General features: G+C 64.1%; 13 protein-coding genes. 3 read left to right on the forward strand and 10 right to left on the reverse strand.

The window, feature by feature from the left end; all coding sequences use genetic code 11:
- Positions 1 to 58: 58 nt before the first annotated feature.
- Positions 59 to 514 carry an Lrp/AsnC family transcriptional regulator gene (locus ACFQX9_RS10520; RefSeq protein ID WP_018453391.1) on the forward strand — a complete coding sequence of 152 codons (456 nt, stop codon included), beginning with the start codon at positions 59 to 61 and terminating at the stop codon, positions 512 to 514.
- 10 nt (positions 515 to 524) lie between these two features.
- On the opposite strand, the gene ACFQX9_RS10525 is transcribed toward ACFQX9_RS10520, so the two are convergent.
- The 3 genes from ACFQX9_RS10525 to ACFQX9_RS10535 all read right to left on the reverse strand — a co-directional run bounded on the left by ACFQX9_RS10525 (position 525) and on the right by ACFQX9_RS10535 (position 2,409).
- Positions 525 to 1,268: an MFS transporter gene (locus tag ACFQX9_RS10525; RefSeq protein ID WP_240543324.1), complete on the reverse strand. Its 744-nt coding sequence runs from the start codon at positions 1,266 to 1,268 to the stop codon at positions 525 to 527.
- A 179-nt stretch (positions 1,269 to 1,447) separates the two neighbouring features.
- Positions 1,448 to 1,948 carry a hypothetical protein gene (locus ACFQX9_RS10530; protein WP_377788238.1) on the reverse strand — a complete coding sequence of 167 codons (501 nt, stop codon included), beginning with the start codon at positions 1,946 to 1,948 and terminating at the stop codon, positions 1,448 to 1,450.
- Between the two features lie 59 nt (positions 1,949 to 2,007).
- Positions 2,008 to 2,409, reverse strand: coding sequence for a hypothetical protein (locus tag ACFQX9_RS10535; RefSeq protein WP_085350139.1), 402 nt, complete (start codon positions 2,407 to 2,409; stop codon positions 2,008 to 2,010).
- An 87-nt stretch (positions 2,410 to 2,496) separates the two neighbouring features.
- Between ACFQX9_RS10535 and ACFQX9_RS10540 the strand changes: the two genes are divergently transcribed.
- Positions 2,497 to 3,417, forward strand: coding sequence for a LysR family transcriptional regulator (locus ACFQX9_RS10540; protein ID WP_085361242.1), 921 nt, complete (start codon positions 2,497 to 2,499; stop codon positions 3,415 to 3,417).
- On the opposite strand, the gene ACFQX9_RS10545 is transcribed toward ACFQX9_RS10540, so the two are convergent.
- The 4 genes from ACFQX9_RS10545 to ACFQX9_RS10560 all read right to left on the reverse strand — a co-directional run bounded on the left by ACFQX9_RS10545 (position 3,418) and on the right by ACFQX9_RS10560 (position 6,924).
- Positions 3,418 to 4,203, reverse strand: coding sequence for a fumarylacetoacetate hydrolase family protein (locus ACFQX9_RS10545; protein WP_085350137.1), 786 nt, complete (start codon positions 4,201 to 4,203; stop codon positions 3,418 to 3,420).
- A 15-nt stretch (positions 4,204 to 4,218) separates the two neighbouring features.
- A complete protein-coding gene (locus ACFQX9_RS10550; RefSeq protein ID WP_377788242.1) occupies positions 4,219 to 5,586 on the reverse strand; it encodes an LLM class flavin-dependent oxidoreductase in 1,368 nt (455 codons plus the stop codon).
- A 36-nt stretch (positions 5,587 to 5,622) separates the two neighbouring features.
- Positions 5,623 to 6,675 carry an Ldh family oxidoreductase gene (locus ACFQX9_RS10555; protein ID WP_018453394.1) on the reverse strand — a complete coding sequence of 351 codons (1,053 nt, stop codon included), beginning with the start codon at positions 6,673 to 6,675 and terminating at the stop codon, positions 5,623 to 5,625.
- Positions 6,676 to 6,747: 72 nt separating this feature from the next.
- Positions 6,748 to 6,924 carry a hypothetical protein gene (locus ACFQX9_RS10560; RefSeq protein ID WP_158091731.1) on the reverse strand — a complete coding sequence of 59 codons (177 nt, stop codon included), beginning with the start codon at positions 6,922 to 6,924 and terminating at the stop codon, positions 6,748 to 6,750.
- A 46-nt stretch (positions 6,925 to 6,970) separates the two neighbouring features.
- Between ACFQX9_RS10560 and ACFQX9_RS10565 the strand changes: the two genes are divergently transcribed.
- On the forward strand, positions 6,971 to 11,086 hold the full coding sequence (locus tag ACFQX9_RS10565) for a GAF domain-containing protein (protein ID WP_166520840.1): 4,116 nt from the start codon (positions 6,971 to 6,973) through the stop codon (positions 11,084 to 11,086).
- Here ACFQX9_RS10565 and ACFQX9_RS10570 read toward each other — a convergent pair.
- The 3 genes from ACFQX9_RS10570 to ACFQX9_RS10580 form a co-directional block, all read right to left on the reverse strand.
- Entirely contained in the window at positions 11,060 to 11,401 is a 342-nt protein-coding gene (locus ACFQX9_RS10570) for a hypothetical protein (protein ID WP_085350135.1), read from the reverse strand. The two genes, ACFQX9_RS10565 and ACFQX9_RS10570, sit on opposite strands and share 27 nt — an antisense overlap.
- 283 nt (positions 11,402 to 11,684) lie before the next feature.
- Positions 11,685 to 12,494: a WecB/TagA/CpsF family glycosyltransferase gene (locus ACFQX9_RS10575; RefSeq protein ID WP_085361247.1), complete on the reverse strand. Its 810-nt coding sequence runs from the start codon at positions 12,492 to 12,494 to the stop codon at positions 11,685 to 11,687.
- Positions 12,487 to 14,853, reverse strand: a complete 2,367-nt coding sequence (locus ACFQX9_RS10580) for an exopolysaccharide transport family protein (protein WP_085350133.1) — start codon at positions 14,851 to 14,853, stop codon at positions 12,487 to 12,489. The genes ACFQX9_RS10575 and ACFQX9_RS10580 overlap by 8 nt, the downstream gene beginning before the upstream one ends.
- Positions 14,854 to 15,105: the final 252 nt, after the last annotated feature.

Genomic DNA, 15,105 nt, shown 5'->3' on the forward strand with positions numbered 1-15,105 from the left:
GGTAGAGTTATCCAAAACGATCTACGGGAAGGTAGATTAATCCATTTTGGTGGTTTCCATGATCGAAGACCAGGACGCGCGGATTCTCGCCTATCTTCAGAAGGACGGCCGCGCCACCAACCAGCAGCTCGCCGACGCAGTCGGCATGTCGACTTCGGCATGCTGGCGCCGGGTGCGCGCGCTGGAGGAGAGCGGTGCCATCCGGGGCTATGCGGCCCTGGTCGCGCGCGAGCAGGCCGGCTTTGCGATGTCCGCGATCCTCCACGTCTCGCTGGAACGGCACGACGCAAAATTCGTCGACGAGTTCGTCGCGCGGGTGACCACGCGGCGTGAGGTGCTGGAGTGCTTTGCGACCACGGGCGATGCCGATTACCATTTGCGTGTCGTCGTGCAGGATATGGCGGCGTACAACAGATTCCTCGACGACTTCATGTTCCGCATTCCCGGCATCCGCTATGTCAGAAGCAACGTGGTGCTGAAGGAGATCAAGACGGGCGTCGCGCTGCCGTTTTGAGAGGCAGCGCTTATGCCGCCTCTTCCTGCCTGCGCCGAAACAGTTGGCGCAGCGACAGCGCGTGCAGCAGGATCGAGCTTGGCACGACGAAGGCGGGCGTCAGCACATTCGGAAAGGTGTCTAAGGCCATGCTCGGGCCGTTCGAAATGATCAGCTGCAATGCGCCGGGCGACATCATCATCCCCAAGCCGATCGCGACGGCGAAATCGGCGAGGCCGAACAGGTTCCAGAGGATGGCTGCCTTTCGCCCCTCAGCCGTTCCGGTCGCGAGCGCGAGCGCTGCCGGCACGGCGAAAAGGCCGGTCAGCACATCGCCAGTTCCTGCCGGCAATGCAAACAAGCCCGGCAGCACCCCACGCATCCAGTAGGCGAGCCATTGGCTGCCAAAGATGCGATAGAGCTGAAGCGCGATCAACCACGTCGGCGGCGTTGCATCGAGCAATTGTCCCACTCGCTTTGACAGCAGCAGCACCGGAGCGCCGAGGATGACCGGCAACAGGATCGCGGCTGGAAGCAACGGCAAGGCGGAGGCGCCCGCGCGAAATGCACCGTTGATGGCCGCGGTCCAGGCGACTGTGGCCCACAGCGTCAAAGGCACCATGAGGACGAGCCAGGTTGCCTGGCGCTGTCCTGGTGTCAGGTCAGTGTTTCCAAGGCCGAGCCACAGACCAAGTGCGATGAGCCCATGCGTCATCAGCCGAACGCCCAGGGCCGGAATGCCGCTCTCCGGAAGTGCCGGCACCGCGTAGATCAACCAGGTCCAGAGTATCGTGAACAGGACGGCCGACATTAGGCTGAGCCGCACGGGACGCGGAGCAATTTCGGCGGCGGAAACGGCATCGCTGTTCATCGGCATTCCTTCCTCAGAGGCTATCCCGCGCATCGACGCAAGCCATCTCGGCTGGCATGTCGGATTGCGGCCCGGGCGCAGTATCATGCTGCCTGCTTGTCCGATCCGGGCCTCAGCAGGACTGTGAAGACGAGGACGTGGCTGACCAGCAGCAGAGGTACATAAAGGGCGGGGATATAGATGCCGGCGCCGAACAGGCCGGGATTCTGGATCCTCACGCCCATGTAGTACGCATTCAGGAGATCCAGCGTACCCCAGACGTTGAATGTCCAGACGATCGGGATGGCGATCGACCATCGCCAGGACAGCGCCGCCATTGAAATGAGTGCGAGAGTGGCGGCGACGAGATCTCCCCATCCAACTTCGCTGGCGAAGTCCGGGCTCAATTCCGAGGACACGAACCCGGCAACCATGAAGTTCATCCCTAGGAACCTGAACGCATGGAAAGCCGCGAGAAGCCGCAAGGCGTCGTGACGCGGCATGGCGCCGACCGCCGGCCAAACGTAGGTGATGGCCACCACCGCGCTTGTCAGGAAGGCGCCGGCGACGCTGAGGACGAACGGAAGGTTGAAGCTCGATGGCACGTCGGATGTCCTTATGAATGTCAGGATAGTCGAGGTCGAAGCTCGGCATCGATGGACGCTTAGGGCTTGGCCATGAGCAGGCGAAGCGGCATGAGCGGGCCGACCGCGATGTATTCATGCTCGATGAGGTCCTGCCTGGCGAGCGGCAAGCCATCCATGATCGCATGCGCTTCGGCATCATTCTTGGCATCCAGCACGAACACGGCGCCGCGCCCGTCGGAACGCGAATACCATTCGCGGACCTTTCCGTTGAGATAGAGCTGCACGGTCTGCCTGATTTCATCGGGCATGACGGCCATGATTTGCTCGCGCGTGATGCCCGCTTTCACGGTCAGGATGACCATGACCCCGGTGGTCGCGGGTGACGGCGCTTGTGCTTGCGCAAGGGATGGATCGGTCATGGCGGTAATACCTGTCAGTGTGAGGGCGAGTGCCAGGGCGGCGTTGCGGATTGCCTTCATCGGTTTCGGTCTCCGGTGCGGCTCATTTGCAATCCGGATGTATGGCCGCTTTCCGCGGGCGACTATTCGCGATAATGTTGATGGGCTATGAAGCAGAACTTCACAGTCAGGCAGGGAGCGCTCGACGGCGTGGAGGCGTTCCTCAGCGTTGCCCAGCACCGCAGTTTCCGCCGGGCGGCCGCTGAACTCGGGGTAACGCCTTCGGCTATCAGTCAGGCGGTTCGCGCGCTCGAGGCGCGCGTCGGCGCCGCGCTCTTCATCCGTACGACCCGCAGCGTCGGTCTGACCGAAGCCGGCGAAAGATTTTTCGCGCGCGCAAGACCGGCGTTCGAAGAACTCATCGCGGCAAGCGGGGCGGCGCGTGAGCTCGGACGGCGACCGGCCGGGCTCCTGCGCCTCACCGTACCGCGCTCGGTCGTGCCGATCCTGCTCGAGCCGCTGATCGCCTCGTTCTGCCAGACCTATCCAGAGATCGAGGTGGAGCTTGCCGCGAGCGAAGAGATGATCGATCTAGCGGCCGGAGGCTTTGATGCCGGCATCAGGATGGGGCAGTTCATCGCCCCAGACATGATCGCCGTGCGGCTGACCAAGCCGCTCCCGCTCATCGTCGTCGGCAGCCCCACTTACCTCGCGCGTGCCGGTCGGCCCGAGCATCCGGACGACCTGCGTACGCACGCTTGTTTGCGATTGCGGCGGTCGAGCGGCGCGCTCGCATCATGGTCGCTCGACGACGGCGGCCGTTCGATCGAGATTGCGGTATCAGGACCTTTCATCGCCTACGATTTCCCCACGATGTTGGGGGCAGCAATCGAAGGTGTGGGTCTTGCGCAAGTGCCCGCACCATTGGCCACAGGCGCCATAGCGACGGGAAAACTCGCCCGCGTGCTGGAGCAATTCGCGCCGATGACACCGGGGGTCTTCCTCTACTATCCCGGCCACCGGCAAATCATGCCGAAACTGCGGGCGTTTATCGACCATGTGAAGGGCCACTCAGGCGCCACGAGTTGATCACCGCTCTTCCCGCACGAACCTGTTCCGCAGCGTGCCGACACCGGTGATGTCGATCTCCACGACGTCGCCGTGCTTGATATCAGGCGAGGCACCATCCGTGCCCATCCAGATCACATCGCCCGGCCATAGCGTAAAATACTTGGTCAGCTCGACTAGGAACGGCACCACGCCAAAGATCATGTCGTTGGTGTGGAAGCGGTTGGTCTCCTTGCCGTTGACCCGGACGATCGTTTCCATCTTGTCGAGGTCGGCCTCGGTCTCGATCCACGGGCCCATCGGCTTGAACGTGTCGGCGTTCTTCGACCGCCACAGGCTGCGGTCGGCCTTCTGCCAGCTTCGTTCGCTGACGTCGTTGCCGATGGTGTAGCCGAAGACGCAATCCATCGCATTCTGATTGGTGAGATGCTTCACCTTCTTGCCGATGACGACAACGAGTTCGCCTTCGTAGTGGATCTTGTCCGTCGCAAAGGACGGGATCGCGACGTCCTCGTCATGCGCAATCAGCGCGTTTTGCGCGCGATAGCCGATCTCGGGGCGGTCGGGGACAGCAGGCACTTCGCCGCGCTTGTCGGCGGCTTCCTTCAGATGCTTGAGGTAATTCAAGCCGACGCAGTAGAAGGTGCGCGGAATCAGCGGCAGTTCGATCTTGACCTGCGAGAGCTGATACGTGCGCGAGGTGCGTTGCCATTCTCCGAAGGGATCGCCCTCGATCGCGATGACCTGGTCACCCTCGACGATCCCCCAGGACGTCTTGTTCGCAGCGGTGAATTTCAGCCAGCGCATGCCGTGTCTCCGTTGTTATTCCGCGGCATCGCGCGGCTGCACTTTCCAGTCGCCGGCTGCCGGGCGCTTGAGCCCGAGATTTTCCCGCAGCGTCTTGCCGCGATACTCCTTCTGGAACAATCCGCGCCGCTGCAATTCCGGGACGATATGTTGCACGAAATCGGCATAGGAGCCGGGCACATAGGTCGCGGCGATGACAAAACCGTCGCAGCCGCGCTCGACGAACATTTCTTCGAGCTTGTCCGCGATCTCCTTGGGACCGCCGACCATCGCATCCTGGACCTGACCGCGGCCGGAGAAGGTGACGAAGTCGCGCGCGCTCGGATTGCTTTTGCCGGAGTTCTTGAGCACGCCGTCGCGGATGCCCAGAATGCCCTGCATGCTCTTCAACTCCTCAGTCGTCAGCGGCTCGTCGAGATCCTTGGAGGCGAAGTCGTAGTTGAGCGCTTCGGCCAGCAGCGACAGCGCATCGATCTGCAGCGGCAGCTTGTTGATCAACGCCATCTTGTCTTCGGCCTCAGCTTTGGTCGCGGCGCAGACTGGTGTCGTCAGGTTGCAGAGGAACATCGCCTCCGGATCCCGACCGGCTTTCGCGGCCTCGTTACGCACCGCCGCATAGCCTTCCTTGGCGGCGGCGAGGTTGCGCGCGGCGGTGAAGATCACCTCACCCCATCGTCCTGCAAAGCGCTGGCCGCGGCCGGACGCGCCGGCCTGGATGATCACGGGATGGCCCTGGTCGGAGCGGGGCACCGTGAAGGGACCGCGGGACTTGTAGAATGGGCCCTTGTGATCGAGCCGCTTCACCTTGGCCGGATCGGCAAAGCGGCCGCTCGTCTTGTCCATGATGAGCGCGCCGTCTTCCCAGGTGTCCCAATGGCCGAGAACGATCTCTATGAATTCGTCGGCGCGGTCATAGCGGGCGTCGTGCTCGGGATGAGAATCCCGGCCCATGTTGAAGGCCTCGCCGTCATTGAGCGAGGTCACGACGTTCCATCCGGCGCGTCCGCCCGACATCAGGTCGAGCGTTGCGAAGCGGCGGGCGATGTCGAAGGGCTCGAAATAAGTCGTCGAGCCGGTCGCACCCAACCCGAGCTTCTCCGTCACCATGCCCATCGTCGTCAGCACGATCAGGGGATCCATCTTCACGCAGCGGATGCCGTATTCGACGGTGTGGGCGTGATCGTTGCCGTAGCGGTCCGGCATCGCCAGCCGGTCGTCGAAGAAGGCCATGTGGAACTTGCCGGCTTCGAGGATTTTGGCGATCTCCTGATAATAGTCCGCCGACATCGAATCGTCGCGCGAGTCCGGATGTCGCCACGAGCTCGGCAAATTCGTGCAGTTCTGGGCCTGAAGGAAGCCGACCAGTACCATCTGCCGCGTCATGCTGCTGTTCTCCGAATTGCGTCAGGCCGAAATCCGTCAGGCCAGGTCGAGGACCGTGTCGAGCCTGTACTCGCGCGCCAGCGCGCGCAGTTTTTCCCAGGTCGCATCCTCGATCTCGATGCCGTCGCGCAGGCGCTGCTGCTCACGCAAGCCCTCGATCTCACCGGGATAGAACACGCCCTTGCTGCCCTCGGAGGGCGGGGTCGATTTGAGATAGTGTGCGAACTCGGCGACCTCGCGCTTGAAATCCTGCAGCGGGCGAAACGCGGCGACGTTGAACACGGCCATGAAGCAGCCGTCATTGTGCCGGCCCGTGGGCTCGACGCCGAAACCGAGGCCGGTGAGCAGGCCGCACAGGACCTCGACCATTGCGGCGAGGCCGCTGCCCTTGTAGCCCTCGGTGCCGCCGAGCGGCAGCAGCGCGCCGCCCTTGCGATACTGGGTTGGATCGGTAGTGTGCCGTCCCTCGGCATCGATGATCCACCCCGGCGGGATTTCCTCGCCGCGGGCGACCGCGAGCTGGATCTTGCCGGCCGCGACCGCAGAGGTCGCCATGTCCAGGTAGAACGGCGCATCGAGGTCGGACGGCACCGCGATCGAGATCGGATTGGTGCCGAGCCGTGCCTCCTTGCCGCCGAATGGCGCCACATGCTTCGGCGAACGGCCGGAATCCGCCGTTGCGATCCCGATCATGCCTTCGCGCATTGCCATCAGCGGATAGGCGGCGAGGCGGCCGACATGGCTTTGCCGGAACACGGTGCAGGCGGCGACATTCGCCGTCTTCGCTTTCTCGATCGTCAGCGCCATCGCCTTGGCGTTGACGTGGAAGCCAAAACCCCACTGGCCGTCGATCACGGTCGTCGTCGGCGATTCCTGCACGATGGTCCATCTGGCGCCGGGCACGATGTGGCCGGCCTTGATCCGGTCAACATAGGTGGGAATGGCGATCACGCCGTGGGAATCGTGGCCGGCGAGATTGGCGTTGACGCAGCCGTTTGCGACCGCGTCGGCCTCTTCCTCGGAAGCCCCGGCAACCCGAAGCAGCGCTGCGCTGATGCGCGTGAGGCGGTCGGCATGGACGATCGGCATGGCGCTTCCCCGGCATGGTGCCCTTAACAGGCTGCTTGTTGGGAGCCATGGTCTCAAAGCGCGGCTGCGATATCAATCTCCTGTAAACCAATACAGGGCTGCAAATTCGCAGCGAGCAGGGCCGTCGGGCGAAGATTCGTCCCGCGCGGTGGCATTTTCGACAGATTGGCGCAGGTCGTTCGCAGCTCGTTCACTTTGATCGACGGTTTGCAGCGCGCAATAACGACCACTTAGGCGATCGCCGGTCATAACGTCATCCGGGAAAAAAAGGCAGAAATGCCCGGGAGCTGAGATCGTGCCGACGACACTCGCGCGCACCTTTGCGGCGTTGAGCGCCATCAACGAAGCGATCCTCTACGCGAAATCGCCGGATGAGCTGTACCAGAAGGTCTGCGACGCCGGGTTTGCGAGTGGAGACTTCATGGCCGTGGCCGTGTTCCTTGTGGAGCCGGATGGCCATAAGCTTCGCTTTGCCGCTGGTCGCGGCGATGACGTGGCGCGGCTGAGCGCGATCGAGATCACCACGCAGGCTGGCACGCCGGAAGGCTTGGGCGTGGGCGGCGAGGCGTTCCGCAGCCAGAAGCTCTGCATCAGCAACGATTTCCTGAACGATCCGCGTTCGCTGGCATGGCGCAACGGCGCGGTGGCGGCGGGTGTCGGCGCGGCCGCGGCGCTACCCCTGGTCTGCATGGGACGCAGTATTGGGGTGTTGTATGTTACGCGGTCGGGCGCCGGCTCGCTCGACGAGGCGATGGTCTCGTTGTTCGAGCGGATGTCGGCCAATATCTCTCACGCGCTGGAGAGCTTCGCGACCGAGGGAGCCCGCCTGGATGGCGAGCGGGCAGTGCGGCGGCTCAACCGCATGTTCGGCGCGCTCAGTGCGACGAACGAAGCAATTCTGCAAGCCAGCACTGAGCTGGACTTGTACCAGCGGGTCTGCGACGCCGCTGTTTATAGCGGCAAATCGCTTGCCACTTTCGTTCTGCTGCACGAGCCGGATTCCGAATGGCTGACGCCGGTGGCAGCGACCGGACATAATCTGGATCTGATCAGACAGTCGCGCTACTCGATTGATCCGGAGAGTCCCTACGGCAAGGGCATCTCCGGCGAGGTGTTCCGGACCCAGCAAGCGATCGTCGAGGACGACCTCGTCAATCGCACCAAGGGGACCACCTGGGAGCAGGCCAACGTCAATGCCGGCGCCGTCGCCTGCGTGGCTGCTCCCTTGATCAAGCGTGGCACCAGCATCGGCGTGCTGTTTTTCTTCGTGAGCAAAGCCTGGGCGAAAGACGAAGGCATCGTCGCATTGTTGCTGCGCATGACCGAAAACGTGTGCTTTGCGCTCGAGAACTTCGACCGCGACAAGGAGAAGGCCCAGATCGCCTTGGAGGAGGATCGGCTGGCGCGTATGTACGCAGCGCTAAGCGCGACGAACGAAGCCATTCTGCGGGCAAGGTCGCGCAGCGAACTGTTGGATCTGGTTTGCGAAGCCACGGTGCACGGCGCCAAGTTCGCCTCGACCTCCATTGCATTGCTTGACCGCGATGCGGGACTGCTTCGTGTTGTTGCGTCCTTCGGACCGAACGCCGAGGAAGTGCGATCCTTCAGGCTGTCGGTCAGCGACAAGGAGCCGGAAGGACGAGGGCTGACTGGCACCGCGTTCCGGACGCGGCGGCCCTGTATCAGCAACGACGTCCTGGCAGACGCCCGCCTCAAGCCTTGGCACGCCAGCGCGCGTCGCAATGGCATTAGGTCCTCAACCGCGATGCCGCTATTCAACGGCGACAGCGTCGAAGGCGTATTCCTGTTCAATTCGCCCGAGTGCGGCACTTTCACGGACGAATTCGTCGAGCTATTGCGCAAGCTCCAGGCCAATGTCGCCTTCGCGTTGGAGAACTTCGACCGTGCCGACGAGAAGGCGAAGGCCGACAGGCAGCGTGACAGGTTGAGCGGCATGTTCGAGGCGCTGAGCGCGACGAACGAGGCAATCATGCGCGCCAAGACGCGCGAGGAGCTGTTCGAAGGGGCGTGCCAGGCAGCCGTGCTCGGCGGCGTATTCGCCTCGGCGACAATCGGCATTATGGACGACCAGCGTGAACTCGTTCGCGTGGTTGCCGTGAAGGGGCGCCTCCAGGAGCGGATGGTGGGACGCACCTGTTGTGTTTCCGCCGACCATCCTGAGGGTCGGGGAATCATCGGGATGTCGCTGCGGACCCGCCGGCCCAGTGTGATCAACGACTATCTCCATGACCCCCGATCGGCGCATTGGCACTCGAAGGCGATCGAAGATGGAACGCGAGCGGCTGCCAGCTTCCCGCTGCTGCGCGCGGGGCAGGAGCCGATTGGCATTCTGCTTTTTCTCGCGCCGGAAGAGAATACGTTCACTCCCGATATGGTCGAGCTGCTCGGGCGCCTAGCCGAGAACGTGTCGTTTGCACTCGATAATTTCGATCGCGCCGAGGAAAAAGCCCGCAACGAGGCGCGGACGGAGCGCTTGGCTCGCATGTTCGCGGCGCTGAGCGCCACCAACGAGGCGATCATGCGGGCGAAGTCGCGCGCCGAACTGTTCGACCTCGTCTGTCTCGCCGCATCGAACGGAGCCAAGTTCACCTCGACCACCATTGCGCTGGCGAGAGCCGATAGCGATCAGCTGGAGATCGTGTCGAGCGCCGGGCCATCGTCTGACACCACGCGCAATGTCCGCCTGTCAATCGACCCCGAACGTCCCGAGGGCCGCGGAATGAGCGGCACGGCGTTCCGCACCCGCCGGCCCTGCATCAGCAATGACTATCTCAACGACGATCGCGTTCGCGCCTTCCATGCCATCGTCCGCAACGACGGTGCGCGGTCGGGCGCGGCTTTTCCGCTCGTCGCGCACGATCAGGCCGTCGGCGTCATGATCTACATGTCGACCGAGCCGGGCACCTTCACGGCCGAGTTCGTCGAGCTGTTGCAGCGCCTCGCCGACAACGTCTCCTTCGCGATGGAGAATTTCGACCGGGCCGACGAGAAAAACCAGGCCGATGAGCGGATCGAGTACCTTGCTTCGCACGACAGCCTGACCGACCTGCCGAACCGCGAGACTTTCAATGAGCTGCTGCATGAGGCGATCGACGAAGCGCAGCGCCATGATCACCGCTTTGCGGTGCTGTTCATCGACCTCGACCGTTTCAAGGTCATCAATGATTCGCTGGGCCACGAGGCCGGCGACCTGCTCCTGCTCGAAGTGGCCAACCGGCTGCGTGGTGCCCTGCGCGCAAGCGACGTGGTGGCGCGGCTCGGCGGCGACGAGTTCGTAGTGATCCTCGATCAATGCGGCGAGGTCGACGACGTCCAGCGCATCGCGACCGGGCTGCTGACGGCGCTTGCCGAGCCCATGGAGCTAGCGGGGCACGAGTGCCACACCACGGCCTCGATCGGCATCGCGATGTATCCGACCAACGGCTCCGACGTTCAGACGCTAACAAAGAACGCCGACATGGCGATGTATCTCGCCAAGGAAGATGGCAAGAACGGCTATCGCTTCTTCTCCAAGGAAGTGAAGACGCAGTCGATCGAGCGGCTGTCGTTGGAGAGTGCGCTGCGCCGGGCGCTGGAGCGGAATCAGTTCACTTTGAACTACCAGCCCAAGGTGGACATGGAGACCGGCCAGATCACCGGCGTGGAAGCCCTGCTGCGCTGGAGGCATCCCGATCTCGGCAGCATCTCGCCGGCGCAGTTCATTCCGCTTGCGGAGGAGACCGGATTGATCGTGCCGATCGGCCGCTGGGTGGTGAAGGAGGCCTGCGCGCAAGCCATGGCCTGGCAGCGCCGCGGCCTTTTGCCGGTATCGATTGCGGTCAACCTGTCGCCGCGCCAGTTTGTCGACGAGCATCTCTTGCAGGACGTCGACGAGGCGCTCGCCGCAAGTGGGATGTCGCCGGTGCTGCTCCAGCTCGAAGTCACCGAGAGCATGATGATGCGCAACGTCGGGCGCGCGCTCAAGGTACTCGACGCCATCCAGAGTCGCGGCATTCGCCTCGCCATCGACGATTTCGGCACCGGCTATTCGTCGATGTCTCTGATGAAGCATTTCCCGATCGACACCATCAAGATCGACCGCTCCTTCGTGCGCGACCTGCCGCAGGATTTGGAAGACCAGGCGATCGCGCAGGCGATCATCAGCATGGGCAAGGCGCTCGGCATGACCGTGGTGGCGGAAGGCGTCGAGAATGCCGAACAGGAGGCATTCCTGCGCGCCCATGGCTGCGACGAGATGCAGGGCTTCCTGATCTCCAAGCCGCTGCCGGCGCGGCAGATGGCCGAGCTGCTGCAGCCCATGGAGCTGCCCTACGCGCCGCCGCTCCAGCCGGAGCCGGACCATGCCGCCACCGCGGCCGCGGCGCTACGGTTGAAAAGCGCTGTCGTCTGACGGCTGCGGGTGCAGCTCGCGGGCGTCGTCTTCCTTGATTTCCGCCTTGCGCGGAAAATCATCCGGCCAGGTCGGCGAGGTTTGCTTGGCGAACAGGGCGAGCAGGGCGTGCGCGCCTTCGGCAAAGCTCGAGTCGTGGCTCAGACCGAGTTCAGAACACCACGCGTGTGGCATCGGCTCGTGCGCGTCGAGCACCGCCATTGCCGGACCCCACCACCAGGCCGGCGCTGGCGATCGTTCGCCCTCCGGTATGGCCTGCCAGAGGACGAGCTCGTCCATCATGCGCTCGAATTGCAGGTTTGCGGCCTGATGCATTCGTTCCGTGCTCCCTTGGGTCGCGCCTGAAAGCAGGCCGATGCGCGGACTCGATCGTGGCCTTCGCTGTGAAAAGCTGGCTCGCGCTATTGGCTGAGCCGATTGTGCCGCTTGTGTCGGCGGCCATACAAAACACGCGGCGGCCGGGAAAGTTGCCGACACCGACTGTGACAGTCTCTTTAGCCGCTTATGAGCCCGGCCCGCAAGGCGCAATACCGGCGCCGCTGGCGTTGAAATAGCGCAGGCGGGGCTGGCAACCGGCGGCGATCATGTCGTCGTCTACTCAGCGATTATTAAAGGGCCGATTGCGGCTGAACAGCAGATAGATTGCGCGTGGGTTGGTGGTTAAATAGCGCCAGAACAGGCGGCGGGGCTCGAGCAAGGTGCGCCAGGCCCATTCCAGCCCGATCTTCTGCATCCATCGCGGCGCGCGGGCGCGGCTTCCCGACAAGAAGTTGAACAGGCCGCCGGATGTCTTGATGACGCCGACATTGGTGAGATGCGGGGTGAATTCCTCGACGAACGCCTGCTCGTTTGGCACGCCCAGCGCAACCCAGAGATAATCCGGCGCTAGCGCGTTGATCTCGTCGACCTTCGCGCGCAGCGCGTCGCCACGGAGATAACCGTGGCTGTAGCCAACGATCTTGAGGTTTGGATACATCTTTCGGACGTTCTCGACCGCAAGGGCGTTCTCGTCCTCGCTGGCGCCGAACATGTAGAAGGTGCGGCCGACCGCTTCAGCCTTGCGCGCGACGACGTGAAACAGGTCCGTCGTGGCGACCCGCTCGGGCAACGGAAACCAGGATTGTAGCCTGGACGCCGCCACCAGCGGCTGGCCATCGGCGTTGATCAGGTCAGCGCTGCGGAACAGGCGCTCGGTCTCGGGTTCGGTCGAGCACCGCGCCAGCACCTCGCCATTGGCCGAGGTCAGGTGCAGCGGACGGCCGATGCGATGGCGCGGATCGGTCGCCTCGATCATGAAATTTGCGGTCGCTTCCAGATCGAGTGCGGCCATGCGAAGGCCGCCGATGGTGATCCGCGGCACGTCGGCGGTTGCGGCCCGGCCATCGAGATTGATGCGGCGCTCAAGCATATTGTCTGCCTCGTTGGCGAGCTTGGGCCATAGGGGTGAGTTCGTCGAGCACGACGCCGACGAGCTTGCGCTCCGCGCGGCCGAGTGTGCTCAAGATCTCCTCCAGGCCGTCGTTGATGTCGAGGCTGGTCGGCAGCACCGCCACCAGCGCGTCGGCATCATCGAGCAGCTTACGGCTGCCGGCCGTGAGTGGCGCCGCGGGGCCGTCAACGATCACAAGGTCATAGCCGCCGGCGGAGCGCGCCTGCTCGATGGCCTTGCGGATGGCGTCAGTGGCCTTGCCGGCGTCGCGTTCGGCGGCCGGCAATATCGAGATGCCGTTGAGTGTCTTGATCTCGCGCGCGGCCTTGCTGCCGATCGAAAGCCATCCGACCTTGCTCGGCTCGCTCTTGACGGGACGGCTGACCTTGTTCGAGAGCGGGTGCGCCTGATGGTCGGCATCGATCATCAGGACCCGGGCGCCGTCGCGCGCGGCCGCGAGCGCGAAATTCAGCGCGGTCACGCTGCGCCCGGTGGTCTCACCGGCACCGACGAGCGCGATGACCGGCATTGTCTTTCCGCCGGCGCGCCGGGCCGCCGTAGCGCGCATGTCGCGCCAGGCGTTGAGCAGCGTCGTCAGTGGAAAGCCGGGGCGCAGCGTTGGCCAGCCGAGCCGGGTGAGGTCGATGCCGCCGCCGGTGGCGAGAATGGCACCGAGCGTGTGGATGACGTCGGCCTCCTGGAGGCGCGCGATCAGCGGCTTTTCGATCAGGGGCTTCTCGACCATCGAAGGTTGCAGCGGCGGGGCGGCGAGTTCCGGCAGTGCCTCCGCGACTTCCGGGGCTCGCGAGACCGGCTGGGACCGGGCAGTCTCCGGCGCCCGCGAAGGCTCCGGAGCTCGCGGCAACGGAATGCGATTGGACCGGGCCGGCGCCGGTGCCGGCGCGAACGCACCGGCGAACAGCAGCTCGGCCGCGACGAACCAGCTCGATGCAGCGATTGCGCCGAAGATGAAGCCGATCATGGCGAACAAGCTCATCGCCGGCGGGAACGAGCGCCGCTGCGGCACCGTCGCTTCGCCGATGATTCGGGCCGCCGAGGTGTTCAGCGTCTCCTGCTCCTCGGTCTCGCGCGAGCGCTTGAGGAAGGATTGATAGACGTCACGGCTGGCATCGGCTTCGCGCTCGAGCTCGCGCAAGCGCACGGCGGCCTGGCTGAGCTGGACGCTCTGCCGCTTCTGTGCCTCCAGCGCCCGGCTGAGCGAGGCTTCAAAGTCGCGGGCGCGCGTCAAATCGTTCTTGGCGGACTGGGCGAAGCGGTCGATCTCTTCGTTGATGGTGCGCTTGAGATCCTCGACCTGCTTTTCGGTCTGGCGCAGCGCTGGATGACGCGGGCCGAGCTCGCCGGCCTGCTCCGCATATTTCTTGCGCGCGTCGGCATATTGCGCGCGCAGGTTGGCGATGGTTGGCGATTGCAGCGCCTCGGAGTTCGCGCCTGCATCTGCCGTCGTGCGCCGGCTCGCCTCGATCTGGTCGAGGCGCGCCTGCGCGTCCATCGTCGCGGCGCGGGCGGCGGAAAGCCGCTGGTTGCTGGCGGAAAGCTGCTGGTCGCTGATCAGCGCGTCCTGGGTGCCGACGAAATTGTTCTGGGCCTTGTAGGTCGCGAGCACGGTCTCGGCGTTGCGCAGCCGCTCGCGCAGTTCCTTCAGGCGGCCGGAGAGATCGTTGGTGGCGCGCCGCGCGGCTGACGCCTGCGAGTTGCGGGACTCCGCGAGGTAGGCGCTGGTCAGCGTGTTGGCGAGCATTGCCGCTTTCGCCGGATCGGTCGACCAGACTTCGATGTCGACGATGAAGCTCTTCTCGGTCTTGCGGATCGTGATGTGCCGGTTCAGCGCCTCGAGGGCGGCGAGCTGCACTTCCTTTTTCTCCGCGGCGGAGGGCGCGTGGGGCTGAAGGCCGATCAGGCCGAGCAGCGACGACATCACGCCTTTGCCGTCGGCGCCGCCGCCGAATTCGGGATCCTTGTCCAGATCAGCCTGCTGGATCACCTGGAGCAGCACGCTGTTGGAGGTGATCAGGCGCGCCTGGCTCTCGACCACCATCGACATGCCGGAGACGTCCTGCGCGCGGGGCGTTAGCTCGCGGTCGACGAGCTGAAGCTCGCGCGGGTCGACATAGAGCTGGGCGGTGGCGGTGTAGCGGGGCGTCAGGCTCTTGCCCACGGTGACGGCAAGCGTCGCACCGAGCAGCGCGGCAACGGCAATCGCGATCTTCCGGCGCCAGAGCAGATTGACCAGCTCCAGCACGTTGAAGCCGGCCTGAGGCCGCTGCTGCGGGGCCTCCGGTCTGGCCCGATCTATCGGCTGGTTATAGTCAAGCATGATCCCCAGCTCTCATTCCAAGTGCCGCGTGCTGAGGGGGTACTCTTCGCTCTACGCCACGCACCTCACATATAGGTGCCCACTCAACGCAACAGGGAAAATTAACCATACTCATTGCGGGACTATTCACCGAAATGGCAAACAAAGCGTTTAAGCGCATGCCACTCCGCGAGGCGCCGTCGTGACGCGTGCGATGACGCGGTCCTTCAGAGATTAACGGTTCGTTACCGCGTGCGGCGTGGCCGCGGGGCT

The sequence above is a fragment of the Bradyrhizobium sp. GCM10028915 genome (genome assembly GCF_042666195.1).
Taxonomy (GTDB): domain Bacteria; phylum Pseudomonadota; class Alphaproteobacteria; order Rhizobiales; family Xanthobacteraceae; genus Bradyrhizobium; species Bradyrhizobium canariense_D.

What these genes read in the sequence shown, in the direction of transcription:
- ACFQX9_RS10520 (WP_018453391.1), top strand. Translation starts at nt 59, where the DNA reads ATGATCGAAGACCAGGACGCGCGGATTCTCGCCTATCTTCAGAAGGAC.
- ACFQX9_RS10580 (WP_085350133.1), bottom strand. Translation starts at nt 14,853, where the DNA reads ATGCTTGACTATAACCAGCCGATAGATCGGGCCAGACCGGAGGCCCCG.
- ACFQX9_RS10555 (WP_018453394.1), bottom strand. Translation starts at nt 6,675, where the DNA reads ATGCCGATCGTCCATGCCGACCGCCTCACGCGCATCAGCGCAGCGCTG.
- ACFQX9_RS10540 (WP_085361242.1), top strand. Translation starts at nt 2,497, where the DNA reads ATGAAGCAGAACTTCACAGTCAGGCAGGGAGCGCTCGACGGCGTGGAG.
- ACFQX9_RS10560 (WP_158091731.1), bottom strand. Translation starts at nt 6,924, where the DNA reads ATGACCGGCGATCGCCTAAGTGGTCGTTATTGCGCGCTGCAAACCGTC.
- ACFQX9_RS10575 (WP_085361247.1), bottom strand. Translation starts at nt 12,494, where the DNA reads ATGCTTGAGCGCCGCATCAATCTCGATGGCCGGGCCGCAACCGCCGAC.
- ACFQX9_RS10570 (WP_085350135.1), bottom strand. Translation starts at nt 11,401, where the DNA reads ATGCATCAGGCCGCAAACCTGCAATTCGAGCGCATGATGGACGAGCTC.
- ACFQX9_RS10535 (WP_085350139.1), bottom strand. Translation starts at nt 2,409, where the DNA reads ATGAAGGCAATCCGCAACGCCGCCCTGGCACTCGCCCTCACACTGACA.
- ACFQX9_RS10545 (WP_085350137.1), bottom strand. Translation starts at nt 4,203, where the DNA reads ATGCGCTGGCTGAAATTCACCGCTGCGAACAAGACGTCCTGGGGGATC.
- ACFQX9_RS10550 (WP_377788242.1), bottom strand. Translation starts at nt 5,586, where the DNA reads ATGACGCGGCAGATGGTACTGGTCGGCTTCCTTCAGGCCCAGAACTGC.